At 56.6% G+C, this 21,184-nt stretch carries 19 protein-coding genes; 17 read left to right on the top strand and 2 right to left on the bottom strand.

All coding sequences use genetic code 11. From position 1 onward, the window contains the following. Positions 1 to 5: 5 nt before the first annotated feature. Entirely contained in the window at positions 6 to 1,031 is a 1,026-nt protein-coding gene (locus tag ACR0AA_RS20740; RefSeq protein WP_480663581.1) for a LacI family DNA-binding transcriptional regulator, read from the bottom strand. A 185-nt stretch (positions 1,032 to 1,216) separates the two neighbouring features. Between ACR0AA_RS20740 and ACR0AA_RS20735 the strand changes: the two genes are divergently transcribed. From ACR0AA_RS20735 to ACR0AA_RS20660, 16 genes are all read left to right on the top strand, one after another. Beyond that, positions 1,217 to 1,945: an SDR family NAD(P)-dependent oxidoreductase gene (locus tag ACR0AA_RS20735; RefSeq protein ID WP_480663579.1), complete on the top strand. Its 729-nt coding sequence runs from the start codon at positions 1,217 to 1,219 to the stop codon at positions 1,943 to 1,945. Positions 1,946 to 1,956: 11 nt separating this feature from the next. Beyond that, positions 1,957 to 3,111 carry a Gfo/Idh/MocA family protein gene (locus ACR0AA_RS20730; RefSeq protein WP_480663577.1) on the top strand — a complete coding sequence of 385 codons (1,155 nt, stop codon included), beginning with the start codon at positions 1,957 to 1,959 and terminating at the stop codon, positions 3,109 to 3,111. A 10-nt stretch (positions 3,112 to 3,121) separates the two neighbouring features. Further along, the gene (locus ACR0AA_RS20725; RefSeq protein ID WP_480757134.1) at positions 3,122 to 4,036 is read left to right on the top strand and encodes a sugar phosphate isomerase/epimerase family protein; all 915 of its coding nucleotides are present in this window, start codon (positions 3,122 to 3,124) and stop codon (positions 4,034 to 4,036) included. A gap of 54 nt (positions 4,037 to 4,090) precedes the next feature. Next, the gene (locus ACR0AA_RS20720; protein WP_480663573.1) at positions 4,091 to 5,119 is read left to right on the top strand and encodes an ABC transporter substrate-binding protein; all 1,029 of its coding nucleotides are present in this window, start codon (positions 4,091 to 4,093) and stop codon (positions 5,117 to 5,119) included. A gap of 77 nt (positions 5,120 to 5,196) precedes the next feature. Beyond that, on the top strand, positions 5,197 to 6,681 hold the full coding sequence (locus tag ACR0AA_RS20715) for a sugar ABC transporter ATP-binding protein (protein ID WP_480757132.1): 1,485 nt from the start codon (positions 5,197 to 5,199) through the stop codon (positions 6,679 to 6,681). Further along, a complete protein-coding gene (locus ACR0AA_RS20710) occupies positions 6,678 to 7,616 on the top strand; it encodes an ABC transporter permease (RefSeq protein ID WP_480663569.1) in 939 nt (312 codons plus the stop codon). The genes ACR0AA_RS20715 and ACR0AA_RS20710 overlap by 4 nt, the downstream gene beginning before the upstream one ends. Further along, positions 7,613 to 8,620 carry an ABC transporter permease gene (locus ACR0AA_RS20705; RefSeq protein ID WP_480663567.1) on the top strand — a complete coding sequence of 336 codons (1,008 nt, stop codon included), beginning with the start codon at positions 7,613 to 7,615 and terminating at the stop codon, positions 8,618 to 8,620. Before ACR0AA_RS20710 ends, ACR0AA_RS20705 begins: the two co-directional genes overlap by 4 nt. A 14-nt stretch (positions 8,621 to 8,634) precedes the next feature. Then, entirely contained in the window at positions 8,635 to 9,711 is a 1,077-nt protein-coding gene (locus tag ACR0AA_RS20700) for a Gfo/Idh/MocA family protein (protein WP_480757129.1), read from the top strand. After that, entirely contained in the window at positions 9,708 to 10,811 is a 1,104-nt protein-coding gene (locus ACR0AA_RS20695; protein ID WP_480663563.1) for a Gfo/Idh/MocA family protein, read from the top strand. The genes ACR0AA_RS20700 and ACR0AA_RS20695 overlap by 4 nt, the downstream gene beginning before the upstream one ends. Before the next feature lie 410 nt (positions 10,812 to 11,221). Then, on the top strand, positions 11,222 to 11,899 hold the full coding sequence (locus ACR0AA_RS20690; protein ID WP_480663561.1) for a radical SAM protein: 678 nt from the start codon (positions 11,222 to 11,224) through the stop codon (positions 11,897 to 11,899). A gap of 21 nt (positions 11,900 to 11,920) precedes the next feature. Continuing rightward, complete coding sequence (locus ACR0AA_RS20685) at positions 11,921 to 12,199, top strand: hypothetical protein (protein WP_480757125.1); 279 nt, start codon at positions 11,921 to 11,923, stop codon at positions 12,197 to 12,199. 285 nt (positions 12,200 to 12,484) lie between these two features. After that, a complete protein-coding gene (locus tag ACR0AA_RS20680; RefSeq protein WP_480757123.1) occupies positions 12,485 to 14,605 on the top strand; it encodes a hypothetical protein in 2,121 nt (706 codons plus the stop codon). Between the two features lie 79 nt (positions 14,606 to 14,684). Then, on the top strand, positions 14,685 to 15,008 hold the full coding sequence (locus ACR0AA_RS20675; RefSeq protein WP_480757120.1) for a hypothetical protein: 324 nt from the start codon (positions 14,685 to 14,687) through the stop codon (positions 15,006 to 15,008). Positions 15,009 to 15,121: 113 nt separating this feature from the next. Continuing rightward, a complete protein-coding gene (locus ACR0AA_RS20670) occupies positions 15,122 to 16,096 on the top strand; it encodes a glycosyltransferase (protein ID WP_480757118.1) in 975 nt (324 codons plus the stop codon). Further along, positions 16,093 to 18,159, top strand: a complete 2,067-nt coding sequence (locus tag ACR0AA_RS20665; RefSeq protein WP_480663551.1) for a glycosyltransferase — start codon at positions 16,093 to 16,095, stop codon at positions 18,157 to 18,159. The genes ACR0AA_RS20670 and ACR0AA_RS20665 overlap by 4 nt, the downstream gene beginning before the upstream one ends. Further along, the gene (locus ACR0AA_RS20660; protein ID WP_480663549.1) at positions 18,156 to 18,590 is read left to right on the top strand and encodes a hypothetical protein; all 435 of its coding nucleotides are present in this window, start codon (positions 18,156 to 18,158) and stop codon (positions 18,588 to 18,590) included. The genes ACR0AA_RS20665 and ACR0AA_RS20660 overlap by 4 nt, the downstream gene beginning before the upstream one ends. Positions 18,591 to 18,669: 79 nt before the next feature. Here ACR0AA_RS20660 and ACR0AA_RS20655 read toward each other — a convergent pair whose 3' ends face one another. Beyond that, positions 18,670 to 19,266 (bottom strand): GNAT family N-acetyltransferase, encoded by a 597-nt coding sequence (locus ACR0AA_RS20655; protein WP_480663547.1) that lies wholly within the window; start codon positions 19,264 to 19,266, stop codon positions 18,670 to 18,672. Between the two features lie 208 nt (positions 19,267 to 19,474). Here ACR0AA_RS20655 and ACR0AA_RS20650 point away from each other — a divergent pair, with 208 nt between their 5' ends. Next, complete coding sequence (locus tag ACR0AA_RS20650) at positions 19,475 to 21,166, top strand: thiamine pyrophosphate-binding protein (protein WP_480663545.1); 1,692 nt, start codon at positions 19,475 to 19,477, stop codon at positions 21,164 to 21,166. Positions 21,167 to 21,184: the final 18 nt, after the last annotated feature.

Genomic DNA, 21,184 nt, shown 5'->3' with positions numbered 1-21,184 from the left:
CCTCCTCAGGGTTTCGGGGCTGCAGTGCTCGCGCGGTCGATCAATTCGACCGGTACCGGTGTTTCGGGTTCACTTGCAAACCGGCCTCGGGAAAGTCTGCCAAGCAGCAGTTCGGCAGCTCTTTGCCCCAGTAGGTGCCTGTCCTGTCGTATCGTGGTCAGTGCCGGAACGTAGTATTCCGACATTTCAATGTCGTCGAATCCGACAACCGACATGTCCTCAGGTACGCGAATGCCGCCTGCCTGCAGTCCAGCGATCAAACCAAATGCAACCATATCCGCCGAGCAAAAGACCGCTGTGGGCTTATCCTGCATGGCGAGAATGCGTGAGGCGGCCTCGAACCCGGATTCAAGCGAAAAATCACCGCGGATTATCCATTCGGTCGGGGCAGGCAGTCCAAGACGCGTTCGTTCCGCGACCATCCCTTCACGTCGTGCCGTTGTCAGAACATTTCCCTCAGGGCCGGTTACATGCGCGATTTTCCGATGGCCAAGATCATGTAGGTGACGGATTGCAAGCCGCGCGCCTTCGACGTTGTCGCTCTTGATAACCGGGAATGACTGGTCTTCTACCCACTCGCACAGAAACACGATTTTATTGCCAGCACCGGCTTGAACGCATTCTCTGAGAACCGTCTCGGAAAGCTGTCCGTCAAGTGAGATGGCTCCGTCAATTCGACCGTCAAGAAAGTAACCAGCCAGCGCGGAATCATGTATAGGATTGCTTTCTGTATCGGTGATCAGAACGGCATATCCGGTATTCGAAAAGGCTTCGCTGATGCCTGCAAGAATGCCCGAGTAGAACGGTTTCCCCAAGTTTGGAACAAGAACTAATACTGCGTTCGCCCGCTGCATCCTAAGGTTTCTGGCCGCCTGATTGACCCGGTAACCAGTGCTCTGGATGGCCTGCAAAACGGCGTCTTTCGTGGATTTTTTGACCAGATCAGGGTTGGACAAGACCCGGCTGACCGTGGCGGTTGAGACCTTGGCCACACGTGCGACATCCTGGATTGTTGCGGTTTTTTGAATCATGAGCCTTGGTTGCAAAGTGAGATTCCAGTTGACTCGAATCCCTGACGCTGCCGATTATGTAATCGATTTCATTTGTTGAAAAGGTCGAATTTTCGAAAATGTAATCGATTGCAATGCGCGGATCGCGCAAAATGGGGGAGAGTAATGATCGCTGCAATAAGCAACGCATCGACCGGAGAGAACCTTTGACTGCCACAGCAGAGTTCGATTTCTCCGGTGCGCGGGTCACCGTGATCGGAGCAAGCCGTGGCGGTATCGGTGCGGCCATCGCGCGCGCGTTCAAGGACGCTGGCGCCAATGTCGAGATCACGGGCGCCGAGCCCGAATGTCTGCCCGAGGACGCGACGCGTTTTCCCTACACGCAACTCAACGTCACTGAAACTGAGGCCGTGCAGGCTTTTGGTCGCGAACGGGATGAGTTGGACGTGCTGGTCAATTGCGCGGCGATAACGCGACGCGATGAAGAGATGGAGCCGGGGTTCTTCAGCCACGTGTTGGATGTGAACCTGGTTGGGACACTGCGGTGTGCACAGGCCCTGCATTCCGCCTTGCTGGCCCGCCGGGGTCGGGTGATCAACATTGCATCAATGTATGCCCGCTTCGGATCGCCGCGGAACCCGGCTTACGGGTCATCCAAGGCTGGTGTCGAGCAATTGACGAAATCCCTTGCGATTGCATGGGCGTCGGACGGCATCCGCGTGAACGCCATCGCACCGGGTTTCATCGTTACCGAGCAATCCGCCCGGGCCAGACGGGACCCCGAATTTGTCGACGCTATCGAGGCGCGAACACCGATGGTGCGCTGGGGTGTGCCAGCAGACATTGTCGGCGCCGCTCTGTTTTTGGCGTCCGACGCGGCGGCCTTTGTCACCGGCATCTGTATGCCCGTCGACGGAGGGTATTCGGTTGTCTGAGGGAGGGGATCATGTCTGACGTTTCGCAGGTGCGCGCTGCAGTTATCGGTACGGGTTTCATCGGGACGGTGCATGTTCAGGCTCTGCGTCGTCTTGGGGTCAAGGTGGCTGGTGTTCTTGGCTCCTCCGCAGAAAGAGGGGCGGCCCGTGCGGCAGAAATCGGTGTGGCGCAGGCCTATGCATCGCTGGACGCGCTGCTGGCGGATCAGAGCGTCGACGTGGTTCACGTCACATCGCCGAACCACGCGCATTATCCGCAGGTGATGGCGATTCTAAAGGCGGGAAAACATGTGATTTGTGAAAAGCCGCTGGCGATGACTAGTCAGCAATCTGCCGAAATGGCCGAGATGTCGGTGGCTTCGGGAAAGGTATGCGCCGTTTGCTACAACATCCGGTTCTACCCCTTGAACCAGCAGGCGCACGAAATGGTCGCGAAAGGAGAGCTGGGTGATATCCGGTTTGTGACAGGTCACTACCATCAGGACTGGCTTGCGAAACCGACCGATTGGAACTGGAGGCTACAAGCCGAAGCCGGAGGCTCACTGCGATCAGTCGGGGATATTGGTACGCATTGGGTTGATCTGACCAGTTTCATAACCGGGCTGAAGGCCAAGTCTGTTTTTGCCGATCTGACCACGTTCATACCAGAACGGCAGCGCCCCAAGGGTCCTGTCGAAACCTTTTCCAATGCACAGGGCGCAACGGAAACCGTGGAAATAGATACAGATGATGCCTCGGCGATCATGATCCGATACGACGGCGGGGCGAAAGGCGTAATGACCACCTCGCAGATCAACATCGGGCGCAAGAACTCGTTGATCTGGGATATCGCAGGAAGCCGTGCCAGCGCGGCGTGGAACAGCGAAACTCCAGATCATTTGTTTGTCGGGCATCGCGATGCGGCCAATCAGATTTTGATGCGTGATTTCACACTGATGAATGAGACCGGAACAAGGGCTGCGTGCTTGCCACCGGGCCATGTGGAAGGGTTCGCAGACAGTTTTTTCGGCTTCTTTCGCGCCGTGTACGCCGACATTTGCGCAGGTGCCCGGGGGCAAGACAGCACATGGGCGACGTTTGAAGACGGCCACTATGAAATGCGCTTTTGCGACGCCGTCGTGAAATCGGCCCGCGAAAGTCGCTGGGTCGATCTGGACGAGGTTTGAGGGGAACGCAATGAAACTTGGACTACTGACCGCGCCGTTCGAAGATACCGAATTGATGGAGGTTGCCACTTGGGCGGCGGGCAATGGGTTCTCGGCGCTAGAAATCGCGTGCTGGCCGTCCTCTGGCGGTGAAAAGCGGCGTTATGCCGGTACGAGCCACATCAATGTGGATGGGCTGACCGAGGCGCAGGGCAGGGACATCGTTGAGGGGCTGAAGGACAAGGGCATCGAAATTTCCGGACTGGGGTATTATCCCAATCCGCTCCACGCCGATGGGTCGCACCGGGACGAAGTGATCGAACATCTTAAAAAGGTGATAACGGCGGCCGGGGCAATGGGCCTGTCAGTGGTCAACACGTTTGTCGGGGGCGACAGGTCTCTGACCGTAGACGAGAACTGGGCGCGGGCGCGGAATATAATCTCACCCATCGTGGACCACGCCCGTGGGCATGGTGTTCGTTTGTGCTTTGAGAACTGTCCGATGATCTTCAGCTATGATGAATGGCCCGGTGGTCATAACATTGCCTACTCACCAAGAATCTGGCGCAGAATTTTCGAAGAGTGGGGCGACGATGTCGGCATGAATTTCGACCCGTCTCATCTGATCTGGCAGTTCATCGACCAAACCCGCTTCATAAAAGAGTTCGGCCCCAACATTGCCCATGTGCACGCCAAGGATCTGATGGTGGATCGCGACGGGCTTTACGAGCACGGGATCATGTCGGCGGGCATGGGGTGGCAGGTTCCCCGCCTGTGCGGGCTGGGCGACGTCGACTGGTCCGGTTTCTTCTCGGGCCTTTATCACGCGGAGTACGACGGACCAATCATTATCGAGCATGAAGACAGGCTGTTTGAAGGAACCGACGAAAAGGTAAAGCGCGGGTTTTTGCTGGCACGCGACGTGCTGCAACCCTTCATCAAATAGAAGAGCGAACAGCTCCGGTCACATCAAAGATTGATCAACTGGGAGGAACCAGAAATGAAAAAACTACTAACGGGTGCGGCTGCCCTGGCTGTTGCGGCGGCGTTTTCACCGGCAGCGTTTGCCGCTGATTATACAATCGGCGTGTCCAACACTGTGCAGGGCAATGGATGGCGCGAGCAAATGATCTGCGCGATGCGGGCACAGGCCTTGGTGGAAGGCGATGTGTCCAACCTGATCGTGGCCCACCGAAATACCGACTCCGCCGGTCAATTGGAGGACATCAACAACCTGATTGAAGCCGGTGTCGATGCGATTGTCTTGAACCCGTCGAACCCAGATGCGCTGAATTCGGCGCTGGACGCGGCGATGGAGAAGGGCATCGTCGTGGTTGCTGTCGATGCGGGTGTGACGGCGGACGGCGCGTACATCCTGTCAAACAATCAGGAAGAATACGCTTATCTCGGCGCCAAATGGCTGTTTGAGCAGTTGGGCGGGTCTGGCGATGTGGTCTATATGCGCGGCATTGCCGGGGTCTCGGCGGATACCGACCGCGACAATGGATTCAAGCGCGCCTTGGCAGAGTATGACGGCATCAACGTTGTGCACGAAGTATTCACGGGCTGGCAGCAGGACCAGGGTAAACAGCAGATTTTTGATTTTCTGGCCACCGGCGTTCCGTTCGACGGCGTCTGGACCAGCGGGATCGACAATGTGATCGTTGATGCGTTTGTGGAATCCGGAGCACCGCTTGTACCGATCGTCGGTGCGGACAACGCCGGGTTCGTGCAGTATCTGACCGAGGTCGACGGGCTGCAGGGCGCGGCGGTGACGAACCCGGGATCGGTCGGTGGGGCAGGGATTGCTCTGGCGGTCGATATTCTGAATGGCAACGCCCCGGCAGATAAGACCGTTCTGGTTGACCCGGTGCTTTGGGAAAACGCCACCGACGAAGGCGTCGCGACAATAACTGCCGCGCAAAACCCGAACCTTGATCCGGAATGGCCGGTTTCTGTCACCGTTCCCGGTTGGACGGACTACACGATGGATCAGATCATCGAATGCAAAGGACCGGGCGATAGTTAAGATCGCAAGGAACCCGCGGGCACTCCCCCCGTCCAAACGGGTGGGGGGACGGCAATACGTTGGAAATGCAGGCATATATGACGAAAACGTATCTTCTTGACGCCTCAGGGATCGCCAAAAACTTTGGCGCGGTTCGTGCTTTGACAGAGGCCAGTCTCTGCGTTTCACCTCGCGAAGTTGTCGCGTTGATGGGCGCGAACGGGGCGGGGAAATCTACATTCGTAAAAATCATCACGGGCGCCTTGCAGCCGGACAGCGGGCAGGTGTTGATCCGTGGCCGCCAGGCGCGTGTCGGTAACCCGTCCGAGGCGCGCAAATCCGGGCTGGTACCGGTCTATCAGGAGCCGTCGCTCATTCCTGATCTGGACGTGAAGGACAACCTGCGCCTGACGGACACAGCGGTCCAGCCTTTCCGTCATTGGGTCAGTGAGCTTGGGGTCGGTGACCTGAAACTCTCAGACATGATCGGAGACCTGCCGCTGGCTACGCTGCGCATTTTAGATCTTGCGCGCGCGCTGGCTTCAAAGCCCGACGTGCTGTTGCTTGACGAGATGACGGCGGCACTGCCGACGGACCTAGTTGAGAGGGTGCTCAAGGTCGTACGCGAGCAGGCGGATGAGGGGATGGGCGTCATCTACGTGTCCCATCGATTCAGCGAAATCTCCGAACTCTGTGACAGGGCTTCGGTCCTGAGGGATGGGACGACGGTGGGTGATCTGGCCATTGAGCCCGGTGTGGAAGAACGTGCGGTTGAGCTTATGCTGGGGCAGAAACTGGACCTTGGGCGCCGCGCCGCGCAAGGAATGCGTACTGTCATACGCGATGAACCGCGCCTGCATGTCAGGGATATCGCCATTACACCAAAAGTTTCGAATATCTCGTTCTCCCTTTTTCCGAGAGAAGTGCTCGGCGTCGTCGCGCTGGAGGGGCAGGGACAGGACGAATTGTTCGAATGCCTGGCAGGTTTCATGCCGCCTACCGAGGGGGCGATCGAGGTAAACGGAAAACATGTTGCGTTCGGGCATCCGGCGGATGCGATCTCGGCGGGTTTGACATTTGTGCCGGGGGACCGGGCTGAGGCTTTGCTGGCGCAGAGGTCGGTGAAGGAGAACATCGCACTTCCATTCTCGGCTCGCATTCGCGATTGGGGGAGCCTGAAGCTGCGGCGCGAGCGCGAACGCGTGGATTACGCTATCGAAAAACTGCAGATCGACACGCGCGCGCAGGGAGAGGTTCAGCGTCTGTCCGGCGGGAACCAGCAGAAGGTGACAATAGGCAGGTGGCTTGCCACGGGGGTCGAAACGCTTTTGCTTTTTGACCCCACGCGGGGAATCGACGTGCGGACCAAGCGACAGATCTATCCGCTCGTTCGCGAATTGGCCGAAAACGGGGCCTCTGTTCTGTTTTATACATCCGAGCTGGAGGAGATCCCTCTTGCTTGCGACCGTGCGCTGGTCATTTTCAGCGGCAGGGTCGTCGATGTCATCGACGCGCAGGATGCCGATGAGCAGACGCTTTTGCGGGCGGCATATGGGTTGACGGAAAACGAGAGTGCGGCGTGACAGGGATTTTACGCAAACACTCCTGGCTCCTTGGGCTCGTTGCGCTGCTTCTGGTTCTGTTGATCATCACCAAAGCCATTCAGCCAACGTTTGGAACATCCGGTCTGGAAAGTATCGCGCGCGCCGCGTTGCCATTTGCCTTTGCAACTGCGGGTATGGCGGTGGTGGTCATCGTCGGTGGGATCGATCTGTCGGTCGCGTCCATGATGGCGGTGTGCGCAGTCTCGGCGGCCGTGTTGATGGAGAGAATGGCGGGGTTGCCTGCCATCCTGATTGTACTCGCTTTGGGGTTGGGCATGGGGCTGATCAATGGCGGTCTCATCGTCCTGACGCGCGTGCCGGACATCGTCGTGACGTTGGCGATGCTGTTCGTCTGGGAAGGGGTTGCACTGTTGATCCTTGAAACCCCGGGTGGTGCAACGACGGGTTGGGTGCAGCAGATCATTCGAGGCAGCATTTTCCCCGGTTTGCCCAGTGCTTTAGCGATCATTGTTGTTTGTATTGCCGCAATATGGCTGCCCGTTCGCCGGTCCAAACTGGGTGTCTCTATCTATGCGACGGGATCCGACGAGCGTGCAGCTTTTCGTTCGGGCGTCGCCGTTGGGCGGGTGAAAGTTGCGGCTTATGGCATTTGCGGCGTGTTCTGTGCCTTTGGGGGGCTGAGTCTGGCGGCCCTGACCGGGATCGGCGAACCGGTGCCAGGACCCTATCTGATGGCGTCCGTGGCCGCTGTGGTGCTGGGAGGGGTCGTTTTGGGCGGCGGCCGAGGAGGCCTGCTGGGGCCGATAATTGCTGTGTTCATTCTGCGGATCGTCCGAACGATCCTGACTCTGTTAGCTGTTGATCCCAACGTCACGACGATCATTGAGGGCACGATCATGGTGGCTGTCGTCTTGCTTGGCACTGCGGCAACACTGCGAGGGGCAAGATCATGAGCATGGCCGTGAACGACCCACCCATTGTCCGATTTGGTAGGTACCTGCGGGATAACCCCGTGATCCCGCTATTGGCGTTTCTGGTTTTGCTGATCGCGATACTCGAGGTGATGCGCCCCGGTATCGTGACGCCGTTCCGCGCTGGGCGAGACGGGATAATCTCGACCTTCTGGGTTGGAAACCTGATCAAGTTCGCGATCCCCCTTGCGATGCTAGCCGCTTGCCAAGTGTTGACGATGCTGACCGCCGGGATCGACCTTTCGGCTGGAATCGTAGCCACGGTCGCGGCATTCGTTTGCGCGACACTGAGCGCGCTTTGGGGCGTCACACCGGCGGTTCTGGTCGCTCTGGCGTCCGGCGTTGTTGTCGGGGTCGTCAACGGCCTTGGGGTCGGGTTGGTGCGGGTGCATCCGTTGATCATGACGCTGGGTACAGGCCTGATCGCCACCGGATGTCTTCAGGTGTATCAGCGCATGGTGATCAGCGCTGGTTCCCAGATTCCGACCTTTCTGACCTGGCTTGGGACTGGGCGCACATTGTCCTTGCCCAATGGCCTGTTTCTGTTCGTTCCGTTTGCCTTGTTTGTCTTCTGGCTGATGCGGTTCACGGGGTTCGGCAGGCTGCTTTTCGCGCTGGGGTCCAACGAAAATGCGGCCAAACTTTCGGGCGTCAAATCCTGGCAGGTGTATCTTGCGCTTTATGCCCTGTCCGGGTTGATCGCAGCCGTGGCCGGGTTGCTCTATCTTGGTATGATCCGCCAAACCTCATTGAGCTTGGCGAACCCGCTGTTGCTGCCATCCGTGGCCGCCGCAGTGATTGGCGGAACGTCAATTTTCGGCGGTCGTGGAAGCTTTGCGGGGGCCATCGTCGGTGCGCTGATCATCAGGGTTCTCGATACCATGCTGACATTGCTGCAGATGCCCGAAGGCGCAAGAACCGCCTTGTTTGGCCTGATCATCCTCGCCGTTACGGCAATTTACGTCAGGATCACCGGAAACCGCTAAAGGGAGGACACCCTATGCCCAGGTTTCGTATTGTTGGAATCAGTTTTGACCATATGCATATGGGCGACTTGCTCAGGATGGTGCATGATCACCCAGATGCGGAAATTGCGGGACTCTTTGACCCCGACCGGCAGAAAATGACGTCGGCAATCAATAACTTCGGTGTACCTGAAAACTGCGTTTTTACCGATCTCGATGACTGCATGGCCGCCGGGCCTTATGATATGGCCATTCTTTGCGTGGCCACGGCGCACCACGCCGAGTACACGGAAAAACTGGCGGCACATAACCTGCATGTGTTTGTAGAAAAGCCCTTCGCAGCCTCGGCGGATGACGCACGCCGCATGATTGCTGCCATGGAGGGCACCGGCCGGCAATTGGTCATCAACTGGCCGCTGAGATGGGTCGAAAGCCACGTCACTGCCAAGCGTCTGATCGACGAGGGAATGATCGGTGAGTTGCGGGAAGTGCATTTCTACGACGGCAACCGTGGTCCGCTTTTTCACCTTGCCGACAAGGTTGAAGTCAGCCCGGAAGAAGTTGAAAGCCAAAAGCCCACCTCTTGGTGGTATAAGAAGTCCTCGGGGGGCGGATCGCTTTTGGATTATTTCGGGTATGGGGCGACACTGGGAACCTGGTACATGAATGGTGAAGCCCCGCTCGAAGTGACCTGCGCCGTTGATGAAACGCCCGGAATCGAAGTCGATCAGCACGCAATTGCCGTCTGTCGGTATGCGAGCGGGTTGTCCAAGATGGAAACGCGCTGGGGAACGTTTACAGACCCGTGGACCACGCAACCGCAACCAACCTGTGGGTTTGTATTCGTCGGCGCCGATGGAACGATCGCTTCGCCTGATTACGCCGATCACCTTACTGTTCAGACGCGCGCCAGACCCGAACGACACAAGATTGCTGTCGATCCGCTACCCGAGGGGCAGAAGAATGCGATCGAATATGTGCTGGGGTGTATCGGGAACGGGCAGCCGGTGACGGGGCCATTGGACCCGCATCTGTGTCTGACGGCCCAACGGATCGTCGATACGGCGGTTCAGTCTGCCGCTCAAAAACGCACATTGGAGTTGTTGCCGTGAGTGATGATGCCGCCGACACAGATACATACGCTTTGAAGTCCAACAAGTTGCCGGAAATTGCCGCCCCGAAAGTTGCCTATCGTCCGCCGACCCCAAGGTCTTATCGCCCTCGGATTGGGATGATCGGGACCGGAGGCATTTCCAACAGCCATTTGGACGCGTATCGCACAGCGGAGTGGGAGGTTGCGGCTGTCTGGAACCGAACACGGGAAAAAGCGGAAGAGAAAGTTGCAGAATTCTGTCCGGACGCGCGGATCGACGACGATTTTCTGGACCTTCTGGCGGACAGTGAAATCGACGTGGTGGACATTACCCTGCCGACCGAACTGCGGGCCCCGGTGATCGAAGCGGCGTTGAAGGCGGGCAAGCACGTGCTCAGTCAAAAGCCGTTTGTGTCCGATCTGGCAACCGGTGAGGCACTGGTTCGGTTGGCCGATGATCAAGGGGTGCATCTTGCCGTCAATCAGAACGGTCGATGGTCTCCGCACATGGCCTGGATGCGCGAAGCCTGCCGGTCGGGTCTCATCGGAGAGGTCCAATCCGTGCACGCCGCTGTTCACTGGAACCATGGTTGGACCGCCGGAACCGCGTTCGATGAGATCGAAGACCTGATCCTTTATGACTTTGGCATCCACTGGTTCGATTTTGTATCCTCCATCGTCGGAGCCCGAGCCGAGGCGGTTTTTGCCACCGCGTCTCATGCCCGCGGGCAGGGCAACAAGGTTCCGCTTCTGGCTCAGGCGGTGATCAGGCTGGAGGGTGGGCAAGCCAGCCTCGTATTCGACGGCAATACGCAACACGGACCACAAGACACGACGTATATTTCCGGCACCACTGGCAGCATCGTTTCCATGGGTCCCGATCTTGGGCTGCAAACTATCACGCTGACGACCGCAGATGGGTTTTCCCGCCCTCAGTTGCAGGGCAAATGGTTCAACGATGGGTTTCGCGGAGCAATGGGAGAATTGCTTTGCGCGATTGAGGAAGACCGATCGCCGGATAACGCGGCCCGGAATAATCTAAGGTCGCTAGAGCTTACCTTCGCCGCGATCCGATCACGGAGCAGCGGCCAGGAAATTGCGCTCGGCAGGCAGTCCTGAAATGTTGGGGCCGGGCAAAGCATGCCCGCTGCGCGCGACAAGGATCGGTCGTTTGACCCCCGCCACTTTCACCGATGACGCAGCCTTATCACGCCAAAAAAGATCGGTCGAAGTTACTGGTCGAAAATTGTTCGAAAACACTCAGTTTTGCCTGAAATCGCATACTGGCATACAGTGCGGGCAATAAATTGTACGATTACGGCGTTTGAGTTTTGACCTATGAAAGCTGTTCTGGCCTGAAATGCTGAGGTGCATGCGGACCCATAAGATGTGGCGGCAGGCCCAAAAACCTTGCGGCAACACAGACAGGACAAGAGGGCGGGCAACCGCGCGACAGGTCGGCTCAACCAATCCTACATCCAGCTTGAACAGGTGCGTTTCTGATGCGTTAAATTGACAATATCAATAGGGTGGCTGAGCCACTGATTGAGGCGCAAACGCAGCCTGTGCAGTGGATCGAGCACGCAGAAGAAATTCACAAAAACGTGGTGCTGGTCGACTGGATGCTCGGCAATCGCTGCAACTACGCGTGCATCTACTGCCCGCCAGCACTGCATGACGGCACGAAGGGCTGGCAAAGGCTTGAAGATGTCGTGGGCATGATCGAGGCCTTGCATGAACATTATCAGGTCGGAATGGGAAGTCGTGTGTGGCTGCAACTGACTGGCGGCGAACCGACATTTCACCCAAAAATCAAAGATATTCTGGGTACTGCCCGCGCGCACGATATGAAGGTTAGCCTGATTTCAAACGGTTCACGGACCGAGCGGTTCTGGCAGGCCATTCGTGACAAGCTGGATTCTCTGATCCTGACGTTTCATCTCGAAGAAGCCGAGTTTGCACATGTACATCGGGTTATCGAAATTCTGTCCGAAGTCATTCACGTTCAGGTCAACATCACGATGCTGCCGGATCGGTTTGACGAAAGCTATGATGCCGCCCAAAAGCTTGGCTCGGATTTTCCGCGTATTGCAATCGTGATGAAGCCTTTGCGCGTTGGGTTTGGCAGTGCGCTGTACCCTTATAGCGAAGCGCAGATTGCCAAGATGCAAGAAAGGATGTCCAAGCCTTCGCGTTCAAAGGGATAGCTGCGGAATCCGCGCTGGATCATGGCCCGCGAGAACCCGGACGGAACCCGCGAGATCATTCGCCTCAACGAGTTTATTCTCAGGGGCGAGAACCGTTGGCGGGGTTGGACCTGCAACTCGGGGATCGTATCCCTGCGGATTGCCGGTGACGGCGCTGTGTACCGTGCGGTGTGTGGCGTAGGCGGTTGCATTGGTGAAATCGGTCGCGACATCAGGCTGCCGGAGGGGTCGGTAGTCTGCGATCGCGATGCCTGTTCCTGCGTCGCGGACATACTGATTTCGAAGGCAAGGTGGCAGTAACAAGCACCGCACCAAATTGCATGTACCGAACAGTGATTTTACGGAGCAAATTGAGGCTATCCGCGCGATGATTGCCCTTAGGAGAAGACGGTTCCCTGGCTAAAAACAGGCGACCTACCATCCAACTAAAACAGTAAGAGGTGCCGGTTTACTTGTTTTCGAGTGGTCAATTTTTTATACTCGATAGCGTATTTATTTTGGAATTTACGATGTTCACGAGTGTATTTGGTTTGCCCGAGTTGCAACAGCGTAGAGCGTGTTTCGGCGACCAGTTCGGGGGTATTAATGACAAAGGCCAGCGGTCCAAGAGCTCGACCTGAAGTTGCCAAAAAAGACGCTAATCGAGTGTCGGATCTCTATGATTTTGTGCAGTCTCCTGAATGGCAGGAGGTGCTTGAAAACGCTCGGAAAAAGCAGGAAATCAACCAGGCGGCGCTTAAGAAAAAGGCGCAGGCGGCGCAGCAGCCGGAAGAAGGCCGTAGTAAGGCGGGTCAATCAACTGCTAGAGCAAATTCACCAGAAGGACCAAACAAGGGGCCGGCCCAGGCAGAAGTGGCCAGCAAGCAAGGTGACGCAACAGGTGCCGGGCGTACCGGTGAGTCGGTGCAAAAGCCCACTCAAGCGCAGAATGGCGCCCAGAATGTGAAAACCAGCGGCAAAGTGGCCGGAACAGCCAGCACTTCTTTTGATGCCCAGAACCAGAACAGAGAACCCAACCCCGCGGATCAGAGTAACCGCGAGCACCCGCAACAAGAACCGGGTCAGGATACGGCTCAAGAGATTCAGGAAAGCCAAAGCGATCAGGCGTCCTCAGAGCCCAGATTGAAACTGTCCGCAGAGGAGGTAGCTGATCGCCTGCGCAAAAACGAGCTTGAAAGACTGGCGGATCAGAAAAGTACCCGCCGCAAAATGAAGTTGGGTCTGGTTGCTGTTGGATGTGCCATCGGAGTGGCGGCTTCGTCTTCGGTGTTTCTTGTTCTTTCCGAATGGACGTCGTCTGGTCCGGTCGAAAGTGCAGGATCGGCGATTGAAAGCACCGAAGTGACCAGTATCGCGTCACTGCAAGATTCAGAGATAGGTCCGTCCGATGGGCCGCAATCTGATCTATCTGGGGGCGCGGAGGATCAAACTGTTCTGTCCGCAACCATTTTTGATACGTCATCACGCTCGGTGCCGCCTGACGCCAAGTTAGCCGAGCCTGAGGAAACGGAAAGTCTTGCTTCCTTGACACTACCTTTGCCCGGATCTGCGGAAGGTGAGGGTGTTGTCGAGCCGAAACTGTTACGATTGGCCCCCAACGTTCAGTCATTTGTGCCGACACTTGCTCAACCACCGCTACCGATAAACCTGATAAGCTATCGTCCGAGGACAGAGTTGAATTTAGGATTTGTGCGGTTTCAATCCACGCCAGAGATTTTCGGTACGTCCGTCGCATTGCTCGAAGAGGCTGCGGCTGTTCCATTAAATCGCGCAGCTGAATTGACCGTTACGCCACGGCGCGCGCCTATCGTTCCAACGCAGCCTGGCGCGATGGTTTACGCGAGGCCCAGAATGAGTGGAGAAGTGGTCGCTGCACTTCCGAAACAAGCCAGCGCCTATCAGCCAGAAATACGCGGTTCAAATGTCCGCGAGATCAGCGCAGCGCTTTCGCTGCCCGAAATCATGGCTGCTCTTGAAATCGAAGAGCCGCCTGCGGTGCGCGTTTTGATCGACCCAAACGCAAGCGGATTGAAGACCGTGGCACTGGAGCCGATGGCACAACCGGACGAAACAGACCTTCCCCCGGTGATTACGCAACCTGAAAAAGCTGAGCCGGTGCCAGAACAACCAGATCTATCGGTCTTGTGGGCAACACCGGAGCCGCTGGAAACGTCCGCGCCATCCTATACTTCGGAACCATTAGAGGCACTGGTGCCAGATACGCCCGCGCCATCGGAGCCATCTGATCCCATCGAGCGCACGGCATTGCTTGATGATGCGATTGAGCCTCCGGAACCAGCTTCGGTTAGGGGGCAGGTGGCATTCCGGCTGTATGCGCCCCGCAGCCTGTCCGAGGATGCGGTCAACTCCGTCGTCACAAATCTGACGACAACCGGGCATGAGCTCAGCGGGACGGCGAGGGTTGGGTTCGGGATAAGCCAATCCAACGTCCGGTTTTATCATAAGCAGGACGAGGCGACAGCTGCAGCTCTTGCTCAAGATGCCGGTGCCTTGTTGCGGGACTTCACCGGTGCGGCAACCAAAACTCCAAGTGGGATCATAGAGTTATGGTTGGCTGGCGAAGGGTCCGGCGCGCTTGCGGTTAAGCGTACCGCGAAACGAAGCCGCGCCAAAGCACCGGCCACCAACCGTGTAAACCGACTGAGAAGTCAGGTTCTGAGCAAACTTAAGAAAGCGACGAACTAATGATCGTGTTTTTGGAGTATAATACGAAGGACTGAGTCTTTTCTGTGTAGCGTTAACAATTATAACCGGGTTTCCAAAGATGACTGATAGACGACTTATTGGAATAGTTACTGCCCTTTTGTTTTTATCTTCAACGCAGAGCGCGCGTGCCGAAATTACGCTTGAGCATCTGCTCGTTATAGATCAATTGCTGTCGACCAATGACATTCAGGCGCTTTATTCATACCTTGAGAAGAACCCGGATTTGTTAACGGGTGAGGACGAATTGTCGCTTGAGCTCAGAAGTTTTCACGAGGCCGCATCGGTTGGCGATGTGGATTTCAGCTATTCCACCAGTGCGCCAGCCAACACGGATGGCACCCTCAATGAAAACTCATCCTTCGCAAACTCGTTGCAGCACTGACACCAATGTCCGGAATGTATGCATTCAGGCGGTCGAGTTCTCCAAAGATCGCCTACGTCATTGAGCCGCGGTTTTCAGGAGGAACATCAGCAGCGGTGGCCGCAGAGTTGCCGGTGGCTGCGGAATTTGGGCAGGTCGTTGTTCACGCGATCACGTCCAGAACATTTGGCGATAACCAGTGTGTCGCGCCGGTTTTGCGCAAGGTGCTGGACGATTTGCAAATTCCACTGGTTTGGGACGCACCCTTTATAAGTGCGGATTTCGTGTTTTTGCACAATCCGTCCTTTTTGAAGTTTCAGGATACGTTGGGCACAAAGATCATTGCCCGTGATCTGTTCGTGATCACGCACGAGAATTTCCTGCGTCCGGGCGGTGAAGAGGGGTTCGACGTCTCAACCTGTTTGAGCCAGATCGAGGTCTCAACGATTTCTCTGAGGAAAACGCTTGCGCCGATTTCACCGTATAATCGAAAGGGCGTCGTCAACTGGCTGGCCACGTCTCGAATGGCGCGGCGTTGGAATGTGCTCGACTGCGACTGGTTCAACATTTGTCAGATCGAATTGAATACTCCGTGCGAAACTCCCCAAGATCGTCGGGGGCGGCATTCACGACCCGGGTTCGAAAAGTTTCCTGCGATTGCCGAACTGGACAGCTGTTTTCCAAAGCATTCTCAGTGCAATGTTATTCTCGGGGCGGATGCTTTGTTAGAGGCGCGCGTACTTCGCGCACATTGGAACCTGCTTCCCTTTGACGCCATAAGTGTGGAAGAGTTCTTTGGAATGATTGACTTTTTCGTATATTTTACAGCGCCGACCTGGCAAGAAAGCTTTGGGCGCGTTGTCGCCGAGGCACTTGCCGCCGGAAAAGTGGTTCTGGCGAACCCCGACACAGGTGCGACGTTCGGCGATGCCGTCCTGACCTGCCGTCCGGCAGAGGTTGACGCAATCATATCCGACCTCGTCGCCCATCCGCACAGATATCATGAACAGGTGTCCAAGGCCCAATCGGCGCTGGATCGCTATTCTGCAGAGAATTTCAGGACGATGCTGTCCGGCATTCTATCCGCTGACAGCGGGGTACTTAAATGATCTACATTGAGGCTGGCACGCGCTCGTTACGTTCGTTTGATGCGCAGTTGATCTTTGCCGAACAACTCTCGGCGCGCGGATACAGTGTTTGCATTGATGCCGAGTATTTGCCGGAAAATGCGGGCCGGGGCAGAATTTATGAAGCGGCCAAATATCTTGTTGATCCGGCGGAACATGCAGCCGAAACCGTTTTTGCCCTGGGTGCCGAGGAAATCGACGACTCGCTTCTTGCATCGATCCGGAAAAAGCAACTCGGCCCGGGCGTTCCTGTGATTGCGACGGGTCGCTTCGTGACCCAGCAAAGCTATATAGGCGCCAAGGCGCGGCTGGCTTATGCGCTTGGACGCGAAGCCATGGTCATCGACCTGACCGATTTTCAGCCACGGACTTTGATGCCGTCCAGCGTAAGCCCTTTGGTCGCGGATATTCGAACTGTTTCGCGGCGGCCTCAGAGGGAAATGCCGAACGTAACCGTTGTTCTGGGGTCAATGGAGTTGGACAACCCCGAGACGCTTTCCTGCTTTTCACGGATGAGCAACCAAGGTGGCTATAACCTGAAGCTGATTGTAAGCGGGGCACAGAACGACGCGATCAAAGCGTCGCCATTCCATGATTTGCCCACCTATCTTTATACCGGGCTTTCTCCTCTAACCTTGGCGAACACGACGGATATTCTTGCGATGTTCGGCCATGGTATCGCCGGTGTGCGTATGGCCGCGTTCGCAGTCGAACTGATTGCGGCAGGAGGAGTTGCAATTGACTGCACCGAGGATGAGATCCTCATGTCGTCGGGCGCGCCCGCCTTGCTGGGGCCAAAGACCCCTTTTGCCCTGGATGGGTATTTGATTGGCAAGGTTATTGGAAACACGCCGCAAATCGCGGAGCAGGCGTCAAAATCTCAGTGGCTGCATACGGTGGACATATCGCGGCTGGAAACCGCGGCAGGTCTAAAGCCCAAAAGGCGCGGACCGGCGCGAACTACGCCAAGAACCTTGTTTTTCCCGACGAACGGAGTGGGGCTCGGCCACGCGCAGCGGTGCGCTATCATCGCCAAGGAATTGCCGGACACGGTCTCTACGATGTTCGCAGCATTCCCCACTTGTGTCCCGCTTGTCCGCCGCGAAGGCATCGACTGCATTCCCTTGGTGCAGCGAACCGACACAAAGTCCAATTCCGACGGCAATGACATTCTGACCTATCGACGACTTGGCGCCACCCTTCAGGAAAACGACACGTTGGTCTTTGACGGCGGCTATGTCTTTGATTCCGTTTACCGGGTGATCCGCGAACGCAAATTGTCGGCTGTGTGGGTTCGGCGGGGTCTGTGGCCCGAGGGCCGGTCGAGGCAAACCATGCTCCGCCGCGAGGGCGTTTTTGATCAGGTCATCGTGCCCTCCGAGGCGTTTGAAGAACTGAACGACGCATACAGCTACGGCGATCACGTGCATTATGTCGGCCCGATCGTGCGCCAGGTAGAACAGTCTGCAGAAGAGAACGAACAGCTCAGAGCCCGACTGTCAGAACGGTTCGGGCGCGAGTTCAGGCAGTTGGTGGTCAGTATGCTGGGCGGCGGTGTGGCCTCTGATCGATCCGCCCAATTGCAGGCAATCTCCGGCATGCTCGAGGCGCGGCCCGACTGTCTGCATTTGGTCGTGACCTGGCCCGGAAGCACGGTTCAACCCGCCGCGTTTGGCTGGAAAAATACCCATGTCGTACAAACGCTGGAAGCCACAAAGCTTTGTATGGCTGCGGATCTGGTCATTTCTGCTGCGGGATACAATTCCGTGCTTGAAATGCTTTACCACAAGATCCCGGCGATCTTCATCCCGCAATCGGCGCCTTATCTGGACGACCAGACTCGGCGCGCAATGGCTTTGGCCGAACGCGACCTGTGCGCCATGATCACCGAAAAGGAATTCATGAAGTTGGAGCGTACAGTATCGGAATGGCTGGATCACGATTGTGCAGAGGTCTACCGCTCAGCGTTAAGCAAGATTGAACTGCCTGAAACGGGGGCTTCCAGAGCAGCTGAACTGTTGACAAAGGCTGGGTCCAGAAAATGACAGGTAACGTATGGTTCGACATCTTAAGCCGCGCGTCGCCAAATCGGCCTGAGCCCTTGGACGATTTGGTCAATGATAACCGCGCCTCGCAACCGCGCGGGAAAGTCATATTCCCCCAAATGGATCTGACGCCGTCTGTCGCCCTTTGGGAACGTGAACCGGGCGGTCCCATACATATCGGCGTCCGGATTTTTGAACCGCCAGAGGCCCCCTATAGCGTGGCCAGGCTTCTTGCTGCCGCCGCAATGGAGCGGGACGTGTTTCCGGTTCTTCTAAGCCGGGTCGACTACTGCGGGTTCGAACGGTTTGGCTTTCGTGTCGAACGCATCCCGGACGAGCCGACAGCGGCCGAAGCTGCTGAAGAAGAGATCAGAAAGTACTGGGATCTCGCAATTATCATCGACGGGCATGAAATTGGCCTACTAAGTTAGCAATTTCCCCAGACGTGCGACTGCCGCATGTCTCAAGTGTTGCCCGGACCGCAGTTGACCAAAAAAGGTCCCGGCCGGTTCACTGTTCGAGGCGCCACTTGAGGTTAGCCTTCACCGTTGGCCATTCGCACTGAATGATCGAGTAGACTGCGGTATCGCGAACCGTGCCGTTTGCCATGATCATGTTGGATCGCAATATCCCGTCAAGCTTGGCCCCAAGCCTTTCAATTGCGCGACGGCTTTGCGTATTTAGAAAATGTGTTCTGAACTCGACGCAGATGCAGCCGAGTTCTTCGAAGGCGTGCTGGAGCAACAACAGTTTGCACTCGGTATTCAGCGGAGTTCTTTGAACCGATTTTCGATACCAGGTCGATCCTATTTCCAGACGGCGATTCGGGGCATCTATGTTCATATAGGTCGTCATCCCGACGGCCCGCCCTGAGGCGGGTTCGATCACCGTGAATGGGAACATCGAACCCGCCTCTCGCAGGGCCAGTCGGCGTATGATTTCTGCGGGTACGTCTTCGGGTTTTGGGACCGTTGTGTACCAAAGGCGGTGAAGCGCGCCGTCAGCGGCGGCCTTGGACAGATCGGAATGATGCTCTTCGGCCAGAGGTTCGAGCAAGACATGTTGCCCCTGTGCGGAAAACGGTTCTACCCAGCCAGTTTTGTTCATCAGATCTCGTATCCTCATTAGTTTCAGCCGAACGTGGGGGCCACCTCAATCACTCTAAAGCGAAACGCTGAGAGAGCCAGATGCTGAGGCCGGAAGTCACGGGTTGGGCATGGCAGTTGCTAAATCGTTTCGGTAATTTTGAAAATCCGACGTTTGCCAATAGGATGCGCACATATCTTCTAACGAAATTTTTTGTGGGGAATGTGTTATGACCTCAGGACATTGGACGGTTGGCTCGTATTTGGCGAAGCGACTGCATGAGGCGGGGATCGCGGATTATTTTGTGGTACCCGGAGATTACAATCTGGTGTTGTTGGACGAATTGCTTGGCAACACGGACATGCGAATGATCAGTTGCTGTAATGAGCTGAATGCCGGATACGCCGCGGACGGCTATGCGCGCGCAACCGGGGGGCCTTCGGCGGCGGTTGTCACTTATTCGGTCGGAGGATTGAGCCTGCTGAACGCAGTGGCAGGGGCTTATGCCGAAGACCTTCCATTGATAGCGATTTCGGGTGGGCCAAACACCAACTCTGAGGCCGAATGGGAATACCTGCACCACACATTGGGCGAGGTCGACTATGGTTATCAACGTGACATGTTCGCGCGCGTTACGGCCGAAGCAGTCATAATTCACCACCCTTCGTTGGCACCCGTGGCGATTGATCGGGCCATCGACACAGCCATGTTGCGCCGAAAGCCAGTCTATATCGAAATAGCCTCGAACATTGCCGGCGCGCCCACATCCGCGCCCATTTCCCGAAGCTTTGCCAGACAATCGGCTAGCGACCCCAATTCATTGGCGGCTGCGGTTGAGCAAACCTCGGCCTTTCTGAACGCCGCGGAGCGGCCGGTGCTGGTCGCCGGTAGCAAGATCCGCGCGGGTCAGGCCGAAAAGTCGCTGCGCGGTCTGGCCAAGGCGTGCGAATATGCGCAGGCGTCGATGCCCAATGCGAAAAGCTTCCTGTCCGAAGAAGACGACAACTTTATGGGCATCTATTGGGGTCCTGTCAGCACACCGGGCTGTGGTGAGATCGTGGATGCCGCAGACGGGTTGCTGTTCGTCGGTCCCGTTTTCACCGACTACACAACGACCGGTCATCAGTTGAGCTTCGACCCCGGCAAGGCGGTCATGGTTCACCCGACGTCGGTTCAATTGGGCGAGACACATTTCAGCAATGTCCGCATGGACGAGTTTCTGGAAGCGCTGACCGATAAGCTTACGCCGAACAACAGTGCGATTACGGCCTTTGAGAGAGTCAGAACCGAACAAAGCGCGCCCGAGCCCGGCGCGGCAGAAACGCCCGTTACGGTTCGACAGTTGTTCGCCCGAATTCAGGGGATGTTGGATGGCAACAGTACACTGCTCGTGGAAACAGGGGATTCCTGGTTTAACGGGATGGAGACCAACTTGCCCGATGGCGCGCGTTTCGAGATTCAGATGCAGTACGGGTCTATCGGCTGGTCTGTTGGTGCTTCGCTGGGTTACGCGCTGGGCAGAGGTAATCGCCGGTTGATATCGTGCATCGGCGATGGGTCGTTTCAGCTAACGGCTCAGGAAATCTCGACAATGATCCGGTATGACGCAAAGCCGATTATTTTCCTGATCAACAACGGCGGTTACACGATCGAAGTGGAAATCCACGACGGCCCGTACAACACGATCAAGAATTGGGATTACGCAGGCCTGATCGAAGTGTTCGGCGCTGGCGAAGGCAATGCCTGGGGATGTCGCGTCGTGACCGAAGGCGAGTTGGACGCAGCCATCAAAAAGGCTGAGGGCCATGACGGTTTGTGCCTGATCGAGGTGTTGATCGACCGCGACGATTGCAACGTCAACCTTCTGCGGTGGGGCAATCAGGTCGCGCGGAACAACGGTCGGGCCAATCGATGCAGGTAAGGAGCGTTTTGTGAAGAT

The organism is Ruegeria sp. CE8 (genome assembly GCF_056537465.1).
Note: the sequence above shows the minus strand (reverse complement) of the source record. Positions and strands in the feature narration are given on the sequence as shown.